The following is an 18,685-nucleotide window of genomic DNA, read 5'->3' on the forward strand; positions in this document are numbered from 1 at the left end:
CGGGGAGGATGTCCGCGCCGGTCGCCGAGGGGATCGGCGTACGGCGGCGAGAACCCCACGACAATCATCGAGACGCGAGGAGGCGTCCATGGCCCGCACGATGGCCGAAAAAGTCTGGGAGGAGCACGTCGTCAGGCGAGCCGAGGGTGAACCCGACCTGCTCTACATCGACCTGCACCTCATCCACGAGGTGACCAGCCCTCAGGCGTTCGAAGGGCTCCGCCTGGCCAACCGGAAGCTGCGCCGCCCGGACCTCACCATCGCCACCGAGGACCACAACGTCCCCACCGAGAACATCTTCCTGCCGATCGCTGACCCGGTGTCGCGCACCCAGGTCGAAACCCTGCGCAAGAACGCCGCGGAGTTCGGGGTGCGCCTCCACCCGATGGGCGACATCGACCAGGGCATCGTGCACGTCATCGGCCCGCAGCTGGGCCTCACCCAGCCGGGGATGACCATCGTCTGCGGCGACAGCCACACCAGCACGCACGGCGCGTTCGGCGCGCTGGCCTTCGGCATCGGTACCAGCCAGGTCGAGCACGTCATGGCCACCCAGACGCTGCCGATGACGCCGTTCAAGACCATGGCGGTCAACGTCGAGGGCAAGCTCAAGCCGGGGGTGACCGCCAAGGACATCATCCTCGCCGTGATCGCTCAGATCGGCACCGGCGGCGGCCAGGGCCACGTGATCGAGTACCGGGGCGAGGCCATCCGGTCGCTGTCCATGGAAGCCCGCATGACCATCTGCAACATGTCGATCGAGGCGGGCGCCCGGGCCGGCATGATCGCCCCCGACCAGACCACTTTCGACTACCTCAAGGGCCGTCCGCACGCCCCCAAGGGCGAACTGTGGGACCAGGCCGTCGAATACTGGAAGACCCTGCCCACCGACGAAGGCGCAGTGTTCGACAAGGAGGTCTTCCTCAACGCCGACGAGCTCAGCCCGTTCGTCACCTGGGGCACCAACCCCGGACAGGGCGTCCCCCTGGACTCGGTCGTCCCCGACCCCGAGTCCTTCACCGACCCGGTCGAGCGTGCCGCCGCCGAGAAGGCCCTGGCCTACATGGACCTGAAGCCCGGCACCCGGATGCGGGACATCAAGATCGACACGGTCTTCCTGGGCTCCTGCACCAACGGTCGGATCGAGGACCTGCGCGCCGCCGCCGAGGTCCTCAAGGGCCGCAAGGTGGCCGACGGGGTGCGGATGCTGGTCGTCCCCGGCTCCCAGCGGGTCAAGCAGCAGGCCGCGGCCGAGGGCCTCGACGAGATCTTCAAGGCTGCTGGCGCCGAGTGGCGTGAAGCGGGATGCTCGATGTGCCTGGGCATGAACCCCGACACGCTCAAGCCCGGGGAGCGCAGCGCCTCCACCTCCAACCGCAACTTCGAGGGCCGGCAGGGCAAGGGCGGCCGCACCCACCTGGTGTCGCCGCTGGTCGCCGCCGCCACCGCGGTGCGCGGCACGCTGTCCTCTCCCGCCGACCTGTAGCCCGCCCGCGACTGTCGAGGAAACGTCACCATGGAGAAGTTCACTGTCCACACCGGCCGTGCGGTTCCGCTGCGCTACAGCAACGTGGACACCGACCAGATCATCCCCGCCGTCTACCTCAAGCGGGTGACCCGCACCGGGTTCGAAGACGGCCTGTTCGCCGCTTGGCGTACTGACCCCGACTTCGTCCTGAACAAGCCGGAGTACAAGGACGGCACCATCCTCATCGCCGGACCCGACTTCGGCACCGGCTCGTCGCGTGAGCACGCCGTGTGGGCGCTGCAGAACTACGGGTTCAAGGCCGTGCTCTCCTCACGGTTCGCCGACATCTTCCGCGGCAACTCCCTCAAAGGTGGTCTGCTGACCGTGGTGCTCCCGCAGCCGGTCATCGAGCAGTTGTGGGAGATGGTCGAGGCCGACCCCGCTACCGAGATCACCGTGGACCTGGTGAATCGCGAGGTGCGCGCCAAGGACATCGTCGAGCCGTTCGAACTGGACGACTACACCCGGTGGCGCCTCATGGAAGGGCTCGACGACATCGACCTGACCTTGCGTCACGTCGACGCGATCGCCGAGTACGAGAAGCGCCGCAAGCCATGGCTTCCGGTCACCCAATAGGACCTGATGCGACCGACGATGACCCGGAATTCGCGGCGGAGTGGGAATTTTACCGAGATTTGGCAAAGCGGCTTAAAGATGCCCATCGCAAAGCCAATGCTCTTCCGGAATCCGTCCGAATTCCGGTGATTCGTAAGCTTTTAATGGTGACAGAGCGGGTCAAAAGAGACCCAGTTCAAGCTTCAGAACGCCTAGATCGCATGCTGGCTGAGCTGGGTCAGACGGCGAAAGAAACCCCGACACGCTGATCAGATCGGCGTTGAGTGTTTGTACCCGGCCACGGTTTCCCCTAGTTTCAAGCGAGCAAGGGGGAACCGGAGGAACTATGAACAAACGTGATCTGATCGACGCAATCTCGGGGCGGTTGGGGGACAAGAAGACCGCCACCGAAGCCGTCAACGCCGTGCTGGAGACCATCCAGCAGACTGTCGCCAAGGGTGACAAGGTGGCCATCACCGGGTTCGGGGTCTTTGAGAAAGCCCAGCGGGCGGCCCGGACCGCGCGAAACCCTTCCACCGGCGCCACCATCCACGTTCCGGCGAGCTACGTTCCGAAGTTCCGTCCCGGAGCTGACTTCAAAGCCTTGGTGAACAACGGCAAGAAGTAACCACCACGACACTCGGCCACAGCCGTTGCCCGGGAGCCCGTCAAGGCCCCGGGCAGCGGCGTCTTTCTGCCCGGATCAGCCGCCGGTCCGCGCCAGACCCAGCGAGTCCAGCAGGGCAGCCGTGTGCGGGCCCACACCGAGCCGTGCCGCAGCCCACAGGTCCTCCGGAGTGTCCACGTCGTGCCGGACCGTGGGCACCCCCGCCAGTTCGAGCTCCACCGCACCGCTCTGCCGGTGCCGGAGCCGCGACCACCCCTCGAACGCGGGAGCGAACACCGCCCGCGGCAGAGCGCTGTACACCGTGGTCCCCACCCCGTGGGCGTCCGCGAGAAAAGCGTTGGGGTAGGTTGCCGCTGCGGCCAGCACCTGGGAGAGTTCCGCTGGGCGCAGTGCCGGAAGGTCAGCGGAGAGCGCGCACACCCCCGCGTCCGGATAGGCCAGGCGGGCCCGGGCCGCACCGTGCCGCAGCGCGGCGTTGAGCCCCGTGCCCGGCTCCCCGGTCACCACGTGCGCCCCGAACCGTTCCAGTGCCGCGGCTGCCGTGGCATCCTCGGTGACCACGAAGATCGCCGCCACTTCGGGGGTGGCCGTGACCGCGCGTACCGTGTCGCAGGCCACGGCCAAGGCCATCTCCGGTCGGCGTTCGCCGGCGAACTCGGCGAGTCGGGACTTGGCCATGGACAACCGCTTCACCGGTATCACCACCGACCAGCGCTGACGTGTGTCCACAGCGTCACCATCCCCCCGCCCGGTCGATCGGAACCGGTAGAAGAGAGTATGTCCCAGCCAGAAAACGGGGGAACGGGCCCTTCCCATAGCCCGGACAATGGAGTGCTGGAAGATGACGCGGACACCCGCGACGGGGCGGGCGCCCAACATCAACCGATCGGAGGAGTCCACATGAAACGCCGCGAGTCGCGCTGGCTGAAAGCGGTCGCCGTCACCGTCGTGCGCCCCCTCATCGCCGCGGTCACCAAACCCACCTGGCGCGGCCAAGAGCACATCCCCCGGGAAGGCGGGGTGATCATCGCGGCCAACCACCTGTCCGTGGCGGACCCGCTGACCGTGGCGCACTTCCTCTACGTGGCCGGGCGCCGCTGGCCGACGTTCACCGCGAAGGAAGGGGTCTTCCGCATCCCCATCGTGGGACCGGCGGTGCGCAAGCTCGGCCAGATCCCCGTGCACCGCGGCACCACTGACGCGGCTAAAGCACTGCACGAAGCGGAGGAGGCGCTCACCCAGCACGGTGCTGCGGTGATCTTCTACCCGGAAGGCACCTGCACCCGGGACCCCAACCTGTGGCCCATGGTCGCCAAGACCGGGGTGGCGCGGCTCGCGTTGCGTACCGGTGCCCCGGTGATCCCCGTCGCCCACTGGGGGGAGCAGCACCTCCTGCCCTACGGCACCGCAAAGCTGCGGCTCTTTCCCCGCACCCCCGTCGAAGTAGTGGCTGGGCCGCCGGTGGACTTGTCCCGCTACCGGGAGCAGCCGTTGACCGCGACCACGCTGCGTGAGGCGACCGCGGAGATCATGACCGCCATCACGCGGCTCCAGGCCGAGATCCGCGGCGAAGAGCCGCCGCTCGAACCGTACGATCCCAAGAAGGCGCGCGGACAGAACCTGGGACCCAACAACAGCGAGGGCGCGAAGTGACCAAAGTGGCGGTGCTCGGCAGCGGTTCGTGGGGAACAGCCTTCGCGAACGTGGTGGCCGATGCGGGAATCGCGGAGACAGTCCTGTGGGGCCGACGGCCCGAAATCGTCGAGGCGATCAACACGAAACACGAGAACCCCGACTACCTGCCAGGGATCACCCTCAACCCCCGGCTGACCGCTACGACCGACGTGGCCGAGGCGATGGCGGGCGCCGACTTCACGGTGATCGCCGTCCCGGCGCAGACGCTCCGCACGAACCTGGCCGCCTGGTCTGAGGCACTGGACCCCGGCACGGTTGTCGTCAGCCTGATGAAGGGGATCGAGGTCGGCACCTGCCTCCGGATGAGCGAAGTCATCGCGGAGGTGCTGGAACTCCCCGACCACCGCATCGCGGTGCTGTCCGGCCCCAACCTGGCGCGGGAGATCGCGGAACGGCAGCCCGCCACCGCCGTGGTCGCCTGCACGGACGAGCAGACTGCTGTCCGTTTGCAGCACCTGTGCAAGTCCCCCTACTTCCGCCCCTACACCAACACCGACGTCATCGGCGTGGAGCTGGGGGGAGCGGTCAAGAACGTCATTGCGCTGGCGGTGGGCGTGGCCGTGGGCATGGGTTTCGGGGACAACGCCAAGGCTGCGCTGATCACCCGGGGCCTGGCGGAGACGGTGCGGCTCGCGGTGGCGCTCGGCGCCGACGAGCACACGCTTGCCGGGCTGGCCGGCCTGGGGGACCTGGTGGCCACGTGCAGCTCTCCGCTGTCCCGCAACCGCACATTCGGGGAGAAGCTGGGCTCCGGGATGACCGTGGACGAGGTGATCGCGGAGACGAAGCAGACCGCGGAAGGCGTCAAGTCCTCCACGTCGATCCTGGAGCTGGCGCGCGCCCACGGCGTAGAGATGCCGATCACCGAGGCGGTGGTAGCGATGATGTACCACGGCCTGCCGCCCGCTGAGGCGCTGCTGGCGTTCATGTCCCGCAGCGCCAAACCGGAACGCTACGGGGTCTGAGCCGGGCATAGGCTGCACCTTCGCGGAGGCAGGCGGTGCCTGCGGTGCGGGGCTGCCGGGCTTCACGCAGGGCCGTGCCCGCGGCCTGTCCCCCTCCTCCCTGCAACCTTCGCTGTCGTTATCCGGTTTTATGTCATGGGGGCGTATTCGGGAGCAGCGTTCCAAGGAGGCGACATGGCACAGCACTACGGCGAACACACCAGGGCGGTCCGCGCGGCTGCCGCAGCCCCGGCACCGGGCACTCCGATGCGCATCCCGGTATACCGCGCCTCCACCTACGCTTTTGCGACCTCCCGCGACTATGCCGCGAGCCTGACCGGCGATGGGCAGTACGCCTATGCGCGCATCGACTCCCCCAACAGCGACGCGTTCGCCGCGGCAGTCGCCGCCCTCGAAGGAGCACACCTGGAGGGTGAAGTCCACGGGCAGGGGTTCGCCTCCGGCATGGCCGCGATCAGCACCACCCTGCTGGCCCTCACCCATGCCGGAGCCCACGTTGTAGCCTCCCGCGCCCTCTACGGCAACACCTACAAACTGCTGGACGTCGTGTTGCGCCGGTTCGGGGTGGCCGTGGACTTCGTGGACATCACCGATCCGGCCGCGGTGCGCGCTGCGTTCCGCCCCGAGACGGTGCTCGTCTACACCGAGACGCTGGCCAATCCGACCATGACCGTGTCGGACCTGCCCGTGCTCGCCGCGCTCGCCCACGAGGCGGGGGCGCTGCTCGTGGTGGACTCCACTTTCGCCTCCCCCGTGGTGTGCCGTCCCCTGGAGCACGGCGCCGACGTCGTGCTGCATTCGGCCACCAAATACCTTGGCGGGCACTCGGACGCGACCGGGGGAGTGGCGGTGGGCCGCCCCGACCTGCTGGCCCGTATCCGTGAAGCCCGCATCGACTTGGGGCCGCACCTGGCCGCCGATGAGGCGTTCCTGCTCCACCGCGGTTTGGAGACCCTGCCGCTGCGCATGGCCCGCCAGTGCGCGACCGCAGCCGAGTTCGCCGCTGCTCTCGCCGAGCACCCGGCCGTGGCCCGCGTCGACCATCCGAGCCTGCCCACCCACCAGGGGCACGTACTGGCCCGGAAACTCTTCGACACCGGGCCTGAAGGCCCCCGCTACGGCGCGGTCGTCACGGTCACCCCGCGCGGGGGCCGGGAAGCGGGCATCGCGTTCGCGGACCGGCTCCGCCTGGCGACGATCGCCCCCTCCCTGGGCGGGACCCACACCGTCGTCAGCCACGTCGCCTCCACTACCCACCGGCAGATGAGCGACGAGGCCCTGCACGCAGCCGGGATCGACCCGGGAGCAGTGCGGTTCTCCATCGGCGTGGAAGACCCTGCCGACCTGATCGCCGATGCCCGGCAGGCCCTCGACGGACTGCCGGTCAAAAAGTGACAAATCCCGTGTTTCTGTGGGCCGCGACCATTGTCACGGGTGGGGTGGAGCGGGATAAGGTCAAGCATCATGGGTGAGCAGCGAAAGATCCGGGTTGCCGTCATCTTCGGCGGACGCAGTTCCGAACACGAGATCTCCTGCGTGACCGCGGGAAGCGTGATGTCCGCCATCGATACCGACCGCTACGACATCCTGCCCATCGGAATCACGCGGGACGGTGACTGGAGGCTGGTCACCGCGGATCCCAGCGAGTTGGCAATCGTTGACGGCAAGCTTCCGGCCGTGCCCGACAGCGGCGCGCGACTGGCCCTGGCCCTCGACACGCCCGGCGCTTTCCTGGAGGTCGCCCCGGACAGCCTGCCGCGGCTCGTCGGCCAGGTCGACGTGGTGCTGCCGCTGCTGCACGGCCCCTTCGGGGAGGACGGCACCATCCAAGGGCTGCTGGAACTCGCCGGAGTCCGCTACGTGGGTGCCGGAGTGTTCGCCAGCGCCGCTTCCATGGACAAGGTCTTCATGAAGGCGCTGCTCACCGCGCAAGGCCTGAAGACCGGCCCGTATCTTGCGGTCAGTGACCGGGCGTGGACCCGCCACCGCAAACGCGTGCTGGACAACATCGCCGCGCTCGGCGGGGTGGTGTTCGTCAAGCCTGCCCGCGCCGGGTCCAGCATCGGCATCAGCCGGGTGCCCGACGCCACCGACACCGCCGCGGTCACCGAAGCCATCGAGGCCGCACGCGCCCACGACCCGAAGGTCATCGTGGAAGCCGGGATCCAGGGCCGGGAGATCGAATGCGGCGTGTTGGAGAGCCTGGACGGCGGGGAGCCTGACGTGTCGCTGCCCGCGGAAATCCACGTGGCCGAGGGGTACGACTTCTACGACTTCGAGGCCAAGTACCTCTCCAACAGCGGTCTGAGCATCCCCGCGGACCTGCCTGACGAGGTGACCCAGCGGGTGCGGAAACTCGCCGCGGAAGCGTTCGACGCGCTGGGCTGCGAAGGACTGGCCCGCGTGGACTTCTTCTACGGCGACGACGGGGAGATCTACATCAACGAGATCAACACCATGCCGGGCTTCACGCCGGCTTCGGCGTTCCCGCAGATGTGGGCGGCGAGCGGTCTGGACTACCCGGCGCTGGTGGACCGGCTGATCCGCACCGCGCTCGTGCGTCGCACCGGCCTGCGTTAGTCCTGCCGCAGCGCAAAGAGCCCCGGGACACCGCTGTCGTGCCGCCGGGGCCCGCGCCTCACTCCGCCCTCACGGGCGGGAAACACCGTTCGGGTGGCGGGAAGGTTCCGTTTCCGCCTGCGGTGTGAGTGAGGGCGGAAGCAGACTGCGGGCCAGGATGGTGCCGCCCGCCGTGGCCGCCGGGAACACCAGGACTGCCACGAACGGGATGGACAGCAGCAGGAAGGCGGGCACAGCAAAACCGAGGGACAGCAGCCGGCGCCGCCGCAGTCCCGCGAACCGGTCCCGGAGCCGGACCAGGCCGCGCCGGTCGAACGCCGAGCCGATGAGTTCCGCGCCCAGCAGCCAGCCGCCGACCAGGGTGGAGAGCACCGGCACGACCGTCTGGCCCACGACGGGAATGAACCCGGCGAAGAACAGCGGGATCGCCGCGGCCACGGAGAGGGAGATCAGGGCCAGCGAGATCCGCAGCGCGCGCAGGAGTGACCGCAGCAGCGGTTCGTCTGGTGCCTTGGGGGCGTTGCCCAGCTCCTCCTCGACCTCTTCGGCGATCATGTCGTAGAGCGGGGAGCCGAGGGCGAGCGTGACCGTGGTGAACCCGATGACCATGAGCAGCACGGACGCGGCCACGACGACGATGCCGAGGATGACGCGCACCGTCGTGGCCCAGCCGGGCGCCCAGTCCGCGGCGAACGGTGTCATCCAGGTGGTGAGGTCGTCGAGGCGCACCAGCAGCGCGATCAGCGCGATGACGAACAGGATGGACGTGAGGAAAGGCGGCAGCGCTCCCAGGAAGAACAGTTTGGGCCGCCGCAGGATCATGCTGAACCCGCGGAGGAGCGTGCCGATGCCGGTGAAGATTTCGCGCAGCAGAGTCACGGGGCGACAATAACGGGGGACGACAGTTCAGCCACCAGCGGGGCTCGCAGACACCCATCAACCCCGGCACGGTGGGCATGACGGTCTCAACCGTAGCGGGACCGGCCTTGGGGTGCGAACCCTGTCCCCGCGGACCCGCCCGGCCGTACCGGGCAGCCCACCGCGGCCGCCCCGGGTCAGCGCACAGCCCGCAGTCCGCCGCGCGGCGGGTCGCCCAAGCCGTGGGCGTTGCGGTACCAGCCTTTCTCCGCCAGCAGTTCGTCGTGGGAGCCGCGCTGCACCACCCGGCCGTCGACGATCACATAGATCTCGTCCATCTCCTCCAGCCGCGCCAGGTCGTGGGTGATGAGGAGCGTGGCATAGCCCGCGGACGCCGCCAGCAGGTCGTCGAGGACCGCATCCCGGGTGTCCGGGTCCAGATGCGCGGTGGGCTCGTCCAGCACCAGGATGCGGGGCTGCGCCAGCAGTGCCCGGGCCAGGGCCAGCCGCTGCCGCATGCCCCCGCTGAGCCGGGCCCCGTGCGCGCCGACCTCGGTGTCCAACCCGTCAGGCATGGTCGCGCGGATGTCGTCGGCCAGCCGGGCCCGCTCAAGGGCCGCCCACAGTTCCGCATCGTCCGCGCCGGGCCGAGCCAACCGCAGGTTCTCGCGCAGCGTGCTCGCGAAAATGTGCGGGTCCTGGGGCACCCCGCTGATGAGGCGGCGCACCTCGTCCACGGGGTAGTCGGTGATGTCGGCACCGTCGAGGGTCACCGTGCCCGCATCCGGGTCGCGGAACCGGAACAGCACCGAAGCCAGAGTGCTCTTTCCTGATCCGCTCGGCCCCAGCACCGCGATCCGCTTGCCCGGAGCAAGGTCGAGGTCCACGCCGTCCAGTGCCCACGGCTCGTCGGGACCGTAGCGGACGCGCAGGTCCCGCACCCGGAGGGTGGCCGCCTGGTCGGGCAGCCCAGACTGTTCGGGAGCGGCCGCGGCTTTCACTTCGGGTTCGGTGTCGAGCACGTCGAACAGGCGGGCGCCTGCCGTGCGGATCGCCTCGAGTTTCGCGGCGACTGCGGGCAGGGGCGCGACGATTTCGAAAGCAGCCAGCGCGGTCAGCACCACGACCGCGAACGCGATCGCGTCCAGGGTGCCTCCCGCGACCGCTGCGACGCCCAGCAGCAGAGTGGCCCACACTGTCAGCCCTGCCACGAGCGCGCTGGCACCCGTGCCGAGGCCCAGCACCGCGGCGTCCCGCCGCGCCAGGCGGGTGAGTTCGGCGTCGGCCCGCTCCACGCGGCGCACCGCCTGCTCCATAGCCCCATAGGCCACCAGGTCCGGGGCCCCGTAGAGCGTGTCGACGAGGGCGCTGGAGAGTTCTCCCCGCGCTGCGGCCTGGTGGCGCCCCGACGTGCGGCCCAGCGCGGCCGCGAACAGCGGCACCGCCAGCCCGCCGAGGAGCAGCCCGGCAGCGAGCAGCAGTCCGCCGGGCACGAACAGCACAGTGCTCAACAGGACGACTGCGCTGCCGACGGCGAGGGCGGACAGCGGTGGGGTGAGGCCGCGCACCAGCAGGTCCTGGGTGGCGTCGGTGTCGTTGACGAGCCGCGACACCAGGTCACCGGAGCGGAAGCGGCGCACGGGTTCGCTGCGGGCCAGCCGCTCGTAGACCCGCACACGCACCTCGGCGAGCGTGCGGAACGCCGCATCGTGGGTGACGAGGCGTTCCAAGTAGCGGGCCACCCCCCGGGTCACGCCCAGGGCCCGGGTGGCGACCACGGCGACCCCGAGCGCGGTGATCGGCGGGTGCGTGGCCGCGGTGGCCAGCAGCCACGCGGACACGCTCAACAGGCCGACGCCCGCACCGGTGGCCAGCGCCCCCAGCAGCACTCCCAGCACGAACCGGGTGGTGCGCGGGCGGGCCAGCGCGATCATCCGCAGCAGTGGCCGACAGGCAGGTTTCGGTGCGGGAAGGTTCATAGTGGGGCTCCGATCCGACCGCCAGCAAGGTGCACGGTCTCGTCCACCAGTTCCGACCATCCGGTGTCGTGCGCGACGATGACTCCGGTGCGGCCCTCCAGGAGGCGGGCGACCGCGCGGCGGACCGCAGCGGCATGGTCCGGGTCGAGGTGGGCGGTGGGCTCGTCCAGCAGCACGATCGGCGCGTCGCGCAGGAAAGCGCGGGCCAAGGCGATCCGCTGGCGTTGTCCCGCGGACAGGCGCGTGCCACGCTCTCCGAGCCGGGTGCCGTAGCCCAACGGCAAGGTGGAGATGAAGTCGTGTGCTTCCGCGAGTTCCGCGGCGCGCCGCACTTCGGCGACGCTCGCCTCGGGTTTGCCGAGCCGGATGTTCTCGAGGACCGTGGTGTCGAACAGGTAGGGGTGCTGGGGCACCCAGGCGATGAGCTGCCGCCACAGGTCGGCGGGGATGTGGCTGAGCGGCGCACTCCCCGTCCCGCCGGGGCGTTCCACGAGGATGGCGCCTTCCGTGGGTTCGACGAAGCCGAGCAGCAGCGCCAGCAGGGAGCTCTTCCCGGACCCGCTGGGACCGGTGAGCAGGAGCCGCTGCCCGGGGCGGATGACCAGGGAGACCTGGGAGAGCGCGGGCAGGTTGCGCCCCGGGTAGGTGAGGGAGACGTTGGCGAACCGGATCTGCGGGGCGGTGCAGCCGTTGTCGAGGCAGGGGCGCACCAGGGCGCGGGAGGCGGTTTCCCGGGCCGGGGCGGAGTCCGCTTCGGGTTGCGTCCTGGCCTGGTCGGCGCGTTCGTCCAGCACGGCGAAGACCTGTTCCGCCGCGGCCACCCCTTCCATGCTGGCGTGGAAGCGGGCCCCCACTTCCCGCAGCGGCAGGTACGCCTCGGGGGCGAGGATGAGGACGAGCAGCGCGGTCTGGTAGTCGAGCAGCCCGTACATGAGACGCAGGCCGATCTCCACGGCCACCAGGGCGACCGCGATCGTGGACAGCAGTTCCAAGACCAGCGCGGACAGGAACGCGATCCGCAGGGTGCCCATCGTGGCGTGCCGGTGCTCGTCGGTGATCCGGCGGATGATCGCGGCCTGGGCTTTGGCGCGCCGGAACACGGCGAGAGTGGGCAGCCCTTCGACCACGTCGAGGAAGTGGCCGCCCAAGCGGTTGAGGAGCCGCCACTGGCGCTGGGTGCGGGCCTGGGTGTGCCAGCCGACCAGCGCCATGAAGATCGGGATGAGGGGCAGGGTGAGGGCGATGACGAGCGCGGAGATCCAGTCGGCTTGGGCGACGACGGCGAGGACAGCGAGGGGGACGAGGACCGCGAGCACCAGTTGGGGAAGGTACCGGGCGAAGTAGTCGTCCAGTGCATCGAGGCCACGGGTGGCGAGTGTGGCCAGTTCCCCGGCCCGCGGGGTGCCCGTCCCCTCGCCGTCGGCGGGACCGCTGGCCCCTGACAACCAGACCGGTCCCGGTGCCGGCCCTCCCCGGGGCGGTTCGGGAGAGCCGGGGACCGCGACGCCGGTGACGTGGGCGATGAGGCGTCGGCGGAGCTGGGATTTGGCGCGGGCCGCCGAGTGCAGGGCGGCGGCTTCGGTGCCGTAGGACACCGCTGCCCTGCCCAGGGCGATCGCGGCGACGGCAGCGATCGCCCAGGACAGTTCGGTGAGCCCCTCGCCCGCGGCCGCGCCGGAGATGACACGGGCGATCAGCCAGGCTTGGGCGAGGACGAGCCCGGTCGTGGCGACCCCGCACAGCACGGTGACGGCGAGGTGGACCCGGACCGCGCTAGCGGTGCGCACCAGCCGAGGGTCGAGGGGTTTCATACAGCGGCTTCCTCACGGAGTGATCAGGCGTCGCCGGGGCGTCCGGCGGGGACAAGGGTCGGCTCAATGTGTTCCCGGGTGATGCGCTTGCGGAACACCCAGTAGCTCCAGCTCTGGTAGCCGAGCACCACGGGGAGGAAGATCACCGCCACCCAGGTCATGACGGACAGCGTGTAGTCGGCCGACGCCGCGTTCTCCACGGTCAGGCTGTACGCCGGGTTGGTGGTGGAGGGCAGCACGTTCGGGAACAGCGAGCCGAACAGCACTACCGTAGCGACGGCGATGGTGGTGGCGGTTGCGGTGAACGACCAGCCTTCCCGGCCCCGCAGGGCGAGCGCCACGGCCGCAACCAGGGTGAGAGCGGCGATAGCGACGAGCGGGAGCGTCCACGTCGTCCCGTAGGAGACCTGGGTCCACAGCAGGAATCCGGCCGCAGCGGGCACCGCGACCAGCGCGATCATCGGCACGGCGCGGCGCGCCTGGAGCCGCACTTCACCGCCGGTCTTGAGGCTGAGGAACATGGCGCCGTGCAGGGTGAACAGGGACAGCGTGGTCAGTCCGCCGAGCAGCGCGTACGGGTTGAGCAGGTCGAGCAGGTTGGCGGTGACGATGTGGTCGGCGTCCATCGGCACACCGCGCACGATGTTGGCGAAGGCCACCCCCCACAGCAGGGCGGGGATGGCGCTGCCCCAGAAGATCGCCTGGTCCCAGCGGGCCCGCCACTGCACGCTGTCGACCTTGCCGCGGTATTCGAAGGCCACGCCGCGGACGATCAGGGCGAGGAGCACGAGGAACAGGGGCAGGTAGAAGCCGCTGAACAGGGAGGCGTACCAGGCGGGGAAGGCGGCGAACATCGCGCCTCCCGCGGTGAGGACCCACACCTCGTTGCCGTCCCACACCGGGCCGATCGCGTTGATCATGACGCGGCGGTCGGTGTTGGTCTTGCCGAGGAAGGGCAGCAGGATGCCGACGCCGAAGTCGAATCCTTCGAGGACGAAGTAGCCGATCCACAGCACCGCGATGGCGGCGAACCAGAGAGTTGGAAGATCCATGCCGGGCTCCTAGTAGACGAACGCGGGGACAGGGGCGTCGCGGTCTTCATCCGAGTCGTCGTCCTGCGGGGGCACCACGTGGGTGGGCCCTGCCTTGACGTAGCGCCACAGCAGCCCGGCCTCGATGACGGCGAGCACGCCGTAGACGAGCGTGAACAGGGCCAGGGAGAGCGCCACCTCGGTCAAGGAGACACCGGGTGAGACGCTGGCCGCGGTGAGGAGCTCCCCGACGACGGTCCACGGCTGGCGGCCCATCTCGGTGAGGATCCAGCCGCAGATGTTGGCGGCGAGAGCCGCGGGCAGGCCGAGGATGGCGGCCCAGTACATCCAGCGGTGCTTGGGCAGCCGGCCGCGGCGGGTGAGCCACAGGCCGATGAAGCCTACGGCGACTCCGGCCAGGCCGAAGCCCATCATGAGCCGGAACGACCAGTAGATGACCGGGACGTTCGGCACGTACGATCCGGGACCGAACTGGGCTTCGTAGCGTTCCTGCACGTCGTTGATGCCCTGGACGTTGCCGTCGAGGCTGTTGGTGGCGAGGATGCTCAGCAGGTGCGGGATCTGGATGTTGATGTGGTTGCGTCCGTCGACGACGTCGCCGACCGCGAAGATCGAGAAGCCCGCGCCGTCTTCGTCTTCCCACAGCGCTTCCGCGCTGGCCAGCTTCATGGGTTCGTCTTGTGCCATGAGCTGAGCCTGGTGGTGGCCGGAGAAGGCGACGAGGATGCCCGCGAGAGCGGTGACGGCCAGGCCGGCGCGCAGGGTCTTGCGGAACAGTCCGTGTTCGCTGGGGTGCGGGGCCTGTCCGGGGGTGCCGGTGTCACCGTGGAAGCGGGCGCGCATGAGTTTGAAGGCGCTGACCGCGACCACGAACAGGCCTGCGGCGATGAACGACCCGGCGACGGTGTGGAGGTAGGTGGACCAGGCCTGGTCGTTGGCGAGCACCGCCCAGATGTCGGTGAGTTCCGCGCGTCCGGTTTCGGGGTTGACCTGGTAGCCCACCGGGTGCCGCATCCAGGCGTTGGCGGCGAGGATGAAGTAGGCGGACAGGTTGGTGCCGATGGCCGCTGCCCAGATGGTGGCGAGGTGGATCTTGCGGGGCAGCTTGTCCCAGCCGAAGATCCACAGGCCGATGAAGGTGGACTCCAGGAAGAAGGCGAGGAGGGCTTCCATCGCCAGCGGGGCGCCGAACACGTCACCGACGAATCGGGAGTATTCGCTCCAGTTCATGCCGAACTGGAACTCTTGGACGATGCCGGTGACCACGCCCATGGCGAAGTTGATGAGGAAGAGCTTCCCGAAGAATTTGGTCGCCTGCAGGTATTCGTGCTTGCCGGTGCGGTACCAGGCCGTCTGCAGGCTGGCGACGATGACGGAGAGTCCGATCGTCAGCGGGACGAATAGGAAGTGGTAGACGGTGGTGATGCCGAATTGCCACCGAGCAAGGTCTAGTGCGTCCATACCGCCTCTCCGAAAGCCGGAACGGCCCCGTGGCCCGTACTACCTCGCAGTCTACTACTACAAGTTGTAGTTCTACGATGTGTAGTAGATCGCAAAACCCTGCAACGACCGGGGAAAACAGCAATCCGGCCCTGCCCGGCAGACCGTGCCGTCCGCCAGACAGGGCCGGATGACGCGAGGCGCGCGGCCGCTATTCGAGCGGCTCAGCGCCCCTTTCCACCAGCATCTCGTTCATCAGGTCGATCTCGCTCTCCTGGGCGTCGATCATGCCCTGAGCCAGCGAGATCACCTTCTCGTCAGTGGCGAATCTCACCGCCGCCTCGGCCATGTCCACCCCGCCGCGGTGGTGTTCGATCATCAGCTCCAAGAACAGGACCTCCGCCTCCAGGCCGGTCGCCTCCCGCAGCTGCGCCATCTGCTCGTCCGTGGCCAGCCCGGGCATCCGGTCCGGGACTTCGCCGCTGCCCCCGCCGCCGTGGTCGTGCCCGGCCATCCAGGCCATGGGCGGCTGGTTGCTGCGCATCGGCAGATCCCACGCGGCCAGCCACCCGTCCATCCGCCCGATCTGCCCCTGCTGGGTGACGGCCATGTCGTAGGCGACCGTCTTCAGCTTGGGGTCCTCAGTCTTGTCGTAGATGATCAGCGCCATCTCCACCGCCTGGGCGTGGTGTGCGCTCATGTCGCGCAGGAAGCCCACGTCAGCGGAGGTGTCCAACGGCCTGTCGGACCGGTTGGTGAACAGGAAAGTCGCCGCTGCGGTCAGCACGACCAGAAAGAGGACGACCGGCAGCGGAACACGTCGCGATACCCACGGTAGTGGGCCTGTTACGGCTCTGGCATCGCCTTCGTTACCCAACGGAACCATCCTGGGGGGAAATTGCGTTAAGGGTGCGTATGTTCCCTAGTGGAGCATAAGTGACAAAATTTACAGTCCTCATCGAGGACAACCACGAGGAGTAACGGGTGGGCAAGAGTTCAGCGGAACGGCGCCGCCAGGTAGCCCTAGAAATGCGTGCACGGCGGGAGCGCGAAGCCCGGAACCGCAAGATCACCAAGATCGCCGCGATCATCGCGACGGTCAGCCTGGTGGCGGGAGGAATCGGCTACCTCTTCTACCTCGACTACCGCGACCGCAACATCGAAGGGCTCAAGGAGTACACCGGACTGACCCGGAAGCACGTCACCGAAGACGTCGACTACGAGCAGAGCCCGCCCGTGGGCGGCGACCACCACGCGGCCTGGCAGAACTGCGGCGTCTACGACGCCCCGCTGCGCGACCTCCACGCCGTCCACTCTCTGGAACACGGCGCGGTCTGGATCACCTACCGGCCCGACCTGCCCGAAGACGAAGTCAAGAAACTCGCGGAGTTCTACACCCCAGGCAGCTACGTCCTGGTCAGCCCGTACGAGGGCGACATGCCCGCGCCCATCGTGGCCTCCGCCTGGGGCCTGCAACTGGGCGTGGAGAGCGCCGACGACCCCCGACTGCCCCGCTTCCTGCGTGCCTACGAGCGCGGCCCCCAGACCCCGGAACCCGGGGCTGCCTGCCACGGCGCGGTCGGTCTGACCACCGCCGACTCGGACGAAGAGTGGGAAGCCCTGCTCGGAGAAGTCCAGACCATGGAGCAGAGCGAAGACCAGTAGCTCCCCAGCCGTGTCCCACGGTACGGCGGCGGTCAAGCGGGGCGCCAAGGCGCCCCGCTCACAGTTCTCCCGGGGGTAGGGCCGGAATCTCCTGGTCGATCAGTGCGCTGAGCGTCGTCAGCGCTTCGGCGGCAGGGGAGTATGTCGCCGGCAGGGTCAGCTCCACGTACGCTTCGCGGCCCACCGCAGTGAACAGGGTCGGCGCATCCGCGGGCTCGGGAAGCCACGCGATGTCGTTGACCGACAGCAGTTGCGAGTCGGGACGCAGCCCCGCGGGACGCTCCACCCCGCACCGCACCGCGATGGTCGGCGACCCCCAGGCCGCCACCAACTCGGAGTCAGGCTCGACTCGGATGCGTTCCTGCTCATAAAGCGTGTCGGGCAGCCGTGCCATCATCGATCGGCACAGTTTCGCGGTGTGCGCATCCGGAGTGGGGGGCTCCATCCGGACCACACCGCACCCGGTGGCCGCAGCCAACAGCACGACCAGCAGCGAAACGCCGCGGACCGCACGAGACGCAGGGTGCATCAGAGATCGACTCCACACACGGGACTAGGACTCCACATTCACAACCGGGCACGTCAAAGTGCGGGTGATGCCGTCGAGCCGCTGGATGCGCGCGATCACCAGGCGCCCCAGGGCATCGATGTCTTCGGCCTGTGCGCGCACGATCACATCGTAGGGTCCGGTGACGTCGTCCACCTGGGTGACCCCTTCTACCGTGGAGATCGCCGACGCTACCTGGGCTGCCCTGCCGACCTCGGTCTGGATCAAAATGTACGCCTGCACCATGGGTGAGCCTCCGCGACTCTGCGTTGGAGCGTCTGTCGTGTGGGGACCCGCACGGACCGCACCGCCGGCAATCCCGCGTCCGGAACGGGGCACGGGTCTAGACCACTGTGACCGGAAGGGTCACCGTACCCTGGAGACCGTGTCAAGCACTATCGGAAATCTCGGTGAATTCGGGTTGATTGCTCGGGTCACCGCCCGTTTCCCCGCCACCGAGAACGTTTTGCTCGGCCCCGGCGACGACGCAGCCGTCGTCCGGGCCGCTGACGGCCGCGTCGTTGCCACCACCGACCTGCTCGTGGAGGGAAGGCACTTCCGCCGGGACTGGTCCAGTGCGCGCGACGTCGGCCACAAAGCCGCCGCGCAGAACCTCGCCGACATCGCCGCCATGGGGGCCTACCCCACCGCGCTCCTCGTCGGCTTCGCAGCCCCCGCCGACCTCCCCACCGCCTGGGCCGACGAGTTCAGCGTCGGGCTGCGCGACGAGTGCGCCGCTGCCGGAGCCGCGGTCGTGGGAGGGGACGTCGTCAGCTCCGACACCCTCACCATCGCCATCACCGCGCTCGGCGACCTGCGCGGCGCTGCCCCCGTCCGCCGGGACGGGGCCCGGCCTGGCGACCTCGTCGCCGTCACCGGTAATCTCGGACTCGCCGCAGCAGGCCTCGCCCTTCTCCACGCCGGTCAGGCTGAAGGGCACCCTGACTGCCTGACCGCACACCGCCGCCCTGCACCCCCCTATCCAGCGGGGCCGGAAGCGGCGCGGCTGGGCGCCACCGCCATGATCGACATCAGCGATGGACTGCTCCAAGACCTCGGCCATATCGCTGCGGCCTCCGGGGTGGGAATCGCGGTACGCAGCGCTGACCTGCACCCGCCTGCCGGGCTGGTCGAGGCGGTTGAGACACTGATCCGCGGCGGAAACGCCGTACGCTCGCCGCTCGACTACATGCTCGCTGGCGGAGAGGACCACGCGCTCGCCGCCACCTTCCCTCCCCGCACGTCACTGCCCCGCCAGTGGACCGTGATCGGCACCGTGGTCGACGGCGACGGGGTCACGGTCGATGGGGCAATCCCGAAACTTTCCGGATGGGACCATTTCCGAAGAACGCCAGACAACAGTGATCGGTCATGAGTAAGTC

The 18,685-nt window shown here is 69.0% G+C and carries 19 protein-coding genes; 10 read left to right on the top strand and 9 right to left on the bottom strand.

Annotation, left to right across the window (positions count from 1 at the left end):
- Nucleotides 1-88: 88 nt before the first annotated feature.
- The 4 genes from leuC (at nucleotide 89) to TF1_RS07075 (ending at nucleotide 2,711) form a co-directional block, all read left to right on the top strand.
- On the top strand, nucleotides 89-1,486 hold the full coding sequence (leuC, locus tag TF1_RS07065; RefSeq protein ID WP_011291073.1) for a 3-isopropylmalate dehydratase large subunit: 1,398 nt from the start codon (nucleotides 89-91) through the stop codon (nucleotides 1,484-1,486).
- A 30-nt stretch (nucleotides 1,487-1,516) separates the two neighbouring features.
- Nucleotides 1,517-2,104: a 3-isopropylmalate dehydratase small subunit gene (leuD, locus tag TF1_RS07070; RefSeq protein ID WP_011291074.1), complete on the top strand. Its 588-nt coding sequence runs from the start codon at nucleotides 1,517-1,519 to the stop codon at nucleotides 2,102-2,104.
- The gene (locus tag TF1_RS16670) at nucleotides 2,083-2,352 is read left to right on the top strand and encodes an SCO5555 family protein (RefSeq protein ID WP_081430388.1); all 270 of its coding nucleotides are present in this window, start codon (nucleotides 2,083-2,085) and stop codon (nucleotides 2,350-2,352) included. Before leuD ends, TF1_RS16670 begins: the two co-directional genes overlap by 22 nt.
- 77 nt (nucleotides 2,353-2,429) lie before the next feature.
- Nucleotides 2,430-2,711: an HU family DNA-binding protein gene (locus TF1_RS07075; protein ID WP_011291075.1), complete on the top strand. Its 282-nt coding sequence runs from the start codon at nucleotides 2,430-2,432 to the stop codon at nucleotides 2,709-2,711.
- Nucleotides 2,712-2,786: 75 nt separating this feature from the next.
- On the opposite strand, the gene cofC is transcribed toward TF1_RS07075, so the two are convergent.
- Nucleotides 2,787-3,440 carry a 2-phospho-L-lactate guanylyltransferase gene (gene cofC / locus TF1_RS07080; protein WP_081430389.1) on the bottom strand — a complete coding sequence of 218 codons (654 nt, stop codon included), beginning with the start codon at nucleotides 3,438-3,440 and terminating at the stop codon, nucleotides 2,787-2,789.
- A gap of 171 nt (nucleotides 3,441-3,611) precedes the next feature.
- Between cofC and TF1_RS07085 the strand changes: the two genes are divergently transcribed.
- The 4 genes from TF1_RS07085 to TF1_RS07100 all read left to right on the top strand — a co-directional run bounded on the left by TF1_RS07085 (nucleotide 3,612) and on the right by TF1_RS07100 (nucleotide 7,951).
- Entirely contained in the window at nucleotides 3,612-4,364 is a 753-nt protein-coding gene (locus TF1_RS07085; protein WP_011291077.1) for a lysophospholipid acyltransferase family protein, read from the top strand.
- Entirely contained in the window at nucleotides 4,361-5,371 is a 1,011-nt protein-coding gene (locus TF1_RS07090; RefSeq protein ID WP_011291078.1) for an NAD(P)H-dependent glycerol-3-phosphate dehydrogenase, read from the top strand. Before TF1_RS07085 ends, TF1_RS07090 begins: the two co-directional genes overlap by 4 nt.
- A gap of 174 nt (nucleotides 5,372-5,545) precedes the next feature.
- Complete coding sequence (locus TF1_RS07095) at nucleotides 5,546-6,766, top strand: trans-sulfuration enzyme family protein (RefSeq protein WP_061783763.1); 1,221 nt, start codon at nucleotides 5,546-5,548, stop codon at nucleotides 6,764-6,766.
- 69 nt (nucleotides 6,767-6,835) lie between these two features.
- Nucleotides 6,836-7,951 (top strand): D-alanine--D-alanine ligase family protein, encoded by a 1,116-nt coding sequence (locus TF1_RS07100; protein WP_011291080.1) that lies wholly within the window; start codon nucleotides 6,836-6,838, stop codon nucleotides 7,949-7,951.
- Between the two features lie 69 nt (nucleotides 7,952-8,020).
- Here TF1_RS07100 and TF1_RS07105 read toward each other — a convergent pair whose 3' ends face one another.
- The 6 genes from TF1_RS07105 to TF1_RS07130 all read right to left on the bottom strand — a co-directional run bounded on the left by TF1_RS07105 (nucleotide 8,021) and on the right by TF1_RS07130 (nucleotide 15,878).
- Nucleotides 8,021-8,830, bottom strand: a complete 810-nt coding sequence (locus TF1_RS07105; RefSeq protein ID WP_011291081.1) for an EI24 domain-containing protein — start codon at nucleotides 8,828-8,830, stop codon at nucleotides 8,021-8,023.
- Between the two features lie 176 nt (nucleotides 8,831-9,006).
- Nucleotides 9,007-10,788, bottom strand: coding sequence for a thiol reductant ABC exporter subunit CydC (gene cydC / locus TF1_RS07110; RefSeq protein WP_011291082.1), 1,782 nt, complete (start codon nucleotides 10,786-10,788; stop codon nucleotides 9,007-9,009).
- Nucleotides 10,785-12,599 carry a thiol reductant ABC exporter subunit CydD gene (cydD, locus tag TF1_RS07115; RefSeq protein WP_061783764.1) on the bottom strand — a complete coding sequence of 605 codons (1,815 nt, stop codon included), beginning with the start codon at nucleotides 12,597-12,599 and terminating at the stop codon, nucleotides 10,785-10,787. The genes cydC and cydD overlap by 4 nt, the downstream gene beginning before the upstream one ends.
- A gap of 23 nt (nucleotides 12,600-12,622) precedes the next feature.
- Nucleotides 12,623-13,651, bottom strand: a complete 1,029-nt coding sequence (gene cydB, locus TF1_RS07120; protein WP_011291084.1) for a cytochrome d ubiquinol oxidase subunit II — start codon at nucleotides 13,649-13,651, stop codon at nucleotides 12,623-12,625.
- Between the two features lie 9 nt (nucleotides 13,652-13,660).
- A complete protein-coding gene (locus TF1_RS07125; RefSeq protein WP_011291085.1) occupies nucleotides 13,661-15,112 on the bottom strand; it encodes a cytochrome ubiquinol oxidase subunit I in 1,452 nt (483 codons plus the stop codon).
- A 190-nt stretch (nucleotides 15,113-15,302) separates the two neighbouring features.
- Nucleotides 15,303-15,878, bottom strand: a complete 576-nt coding sequence (locus TF1_RS07130) for a DUF305 domain-containing protein (RefSeq protein WP_011291086.1) — start codon at nucleotides 15,876-15,878, stop codon at nucleotides 15,303-15,305.
- 197 nt (nucleotides 15,879-16,075) lie between these two features.
- Here TF1_RS07130 and TF1_RS07135 point away from each other — a divergent pair, with 197 nt between their 5' ends.
- Nucleotides 16,076-16,756 (top strand): DUF3105 domain-containing protein, encoded by a 681-nt coding sequence (locus TF1_RS07135; RefSeq protein WP_011291087.1) that lies wholly within the window; start codon nucleotides 16,076-16,078, stop codon nucleotides 16,754-16,756.
- A gap of 58 nt (nucleotides 16,757-16,814) precedes the next feature.
- On the opposite strand, the gene TF1_RS07140 is transcribed toward TF1_RS07135, so the two are convergent.
- The gene (locus tag TF1_RS07140) at nucleotides 16,815-17,285 is read right to left on the bottom strand and encodes a DUF3515 domain-containing protein (RefSeq protein WP_011291088.1); all 471 of its coding nucleotides are present in this window, start codon (nucleotides 17,283-17,285) and stop codon (nucleotides 16,815-16,817) included.
- 24 nt (nucleotides 17,286-17,309) lie between these two features.
- Nucleotides 17,310-17,549, bottom strand: coding sequence for an Lrp/AsnC family transcriptional regulator (locus TF1_RS07145; protein ID WP_011291089.1), 240 nt, complete (start codon nucleotides 17,547-17,549; stop codon nucleotides 17,310-17,312).
- A 139-nt stretch (nucleotides 17,550-17,688) separates the two neighbouring features.
- Between TF1_RS07145 and TF1_RS07150 the strand changes: the two genes are divergently transcribed.
- The gene (locus TF1_RS07150) at nucleotides 17,689-18,678 is read left to right on the top strand and encodes a thiamine-phosphate kinase (RefSeq protein ID WP_011291090.1); all 990 of its coding nucleotides are present in this window, start codon (nucleotides 17,689-17,691) and stop codon (nucleotides 18,676-18,678) included.
- Nucleotides 18,679-18,685 lie beyond the last annotated feature (7 nt).

Source organism: Thermobifida fusca NBRC 14071 = JCM 3263 (assembly GCF_001592045.1).
Lineage (GTDB): Bacteria > Actinomycetota > Actinomycetes > Streptosporangiales > Streptosporangiaceae > Thermobifida > Thermobifida fusca.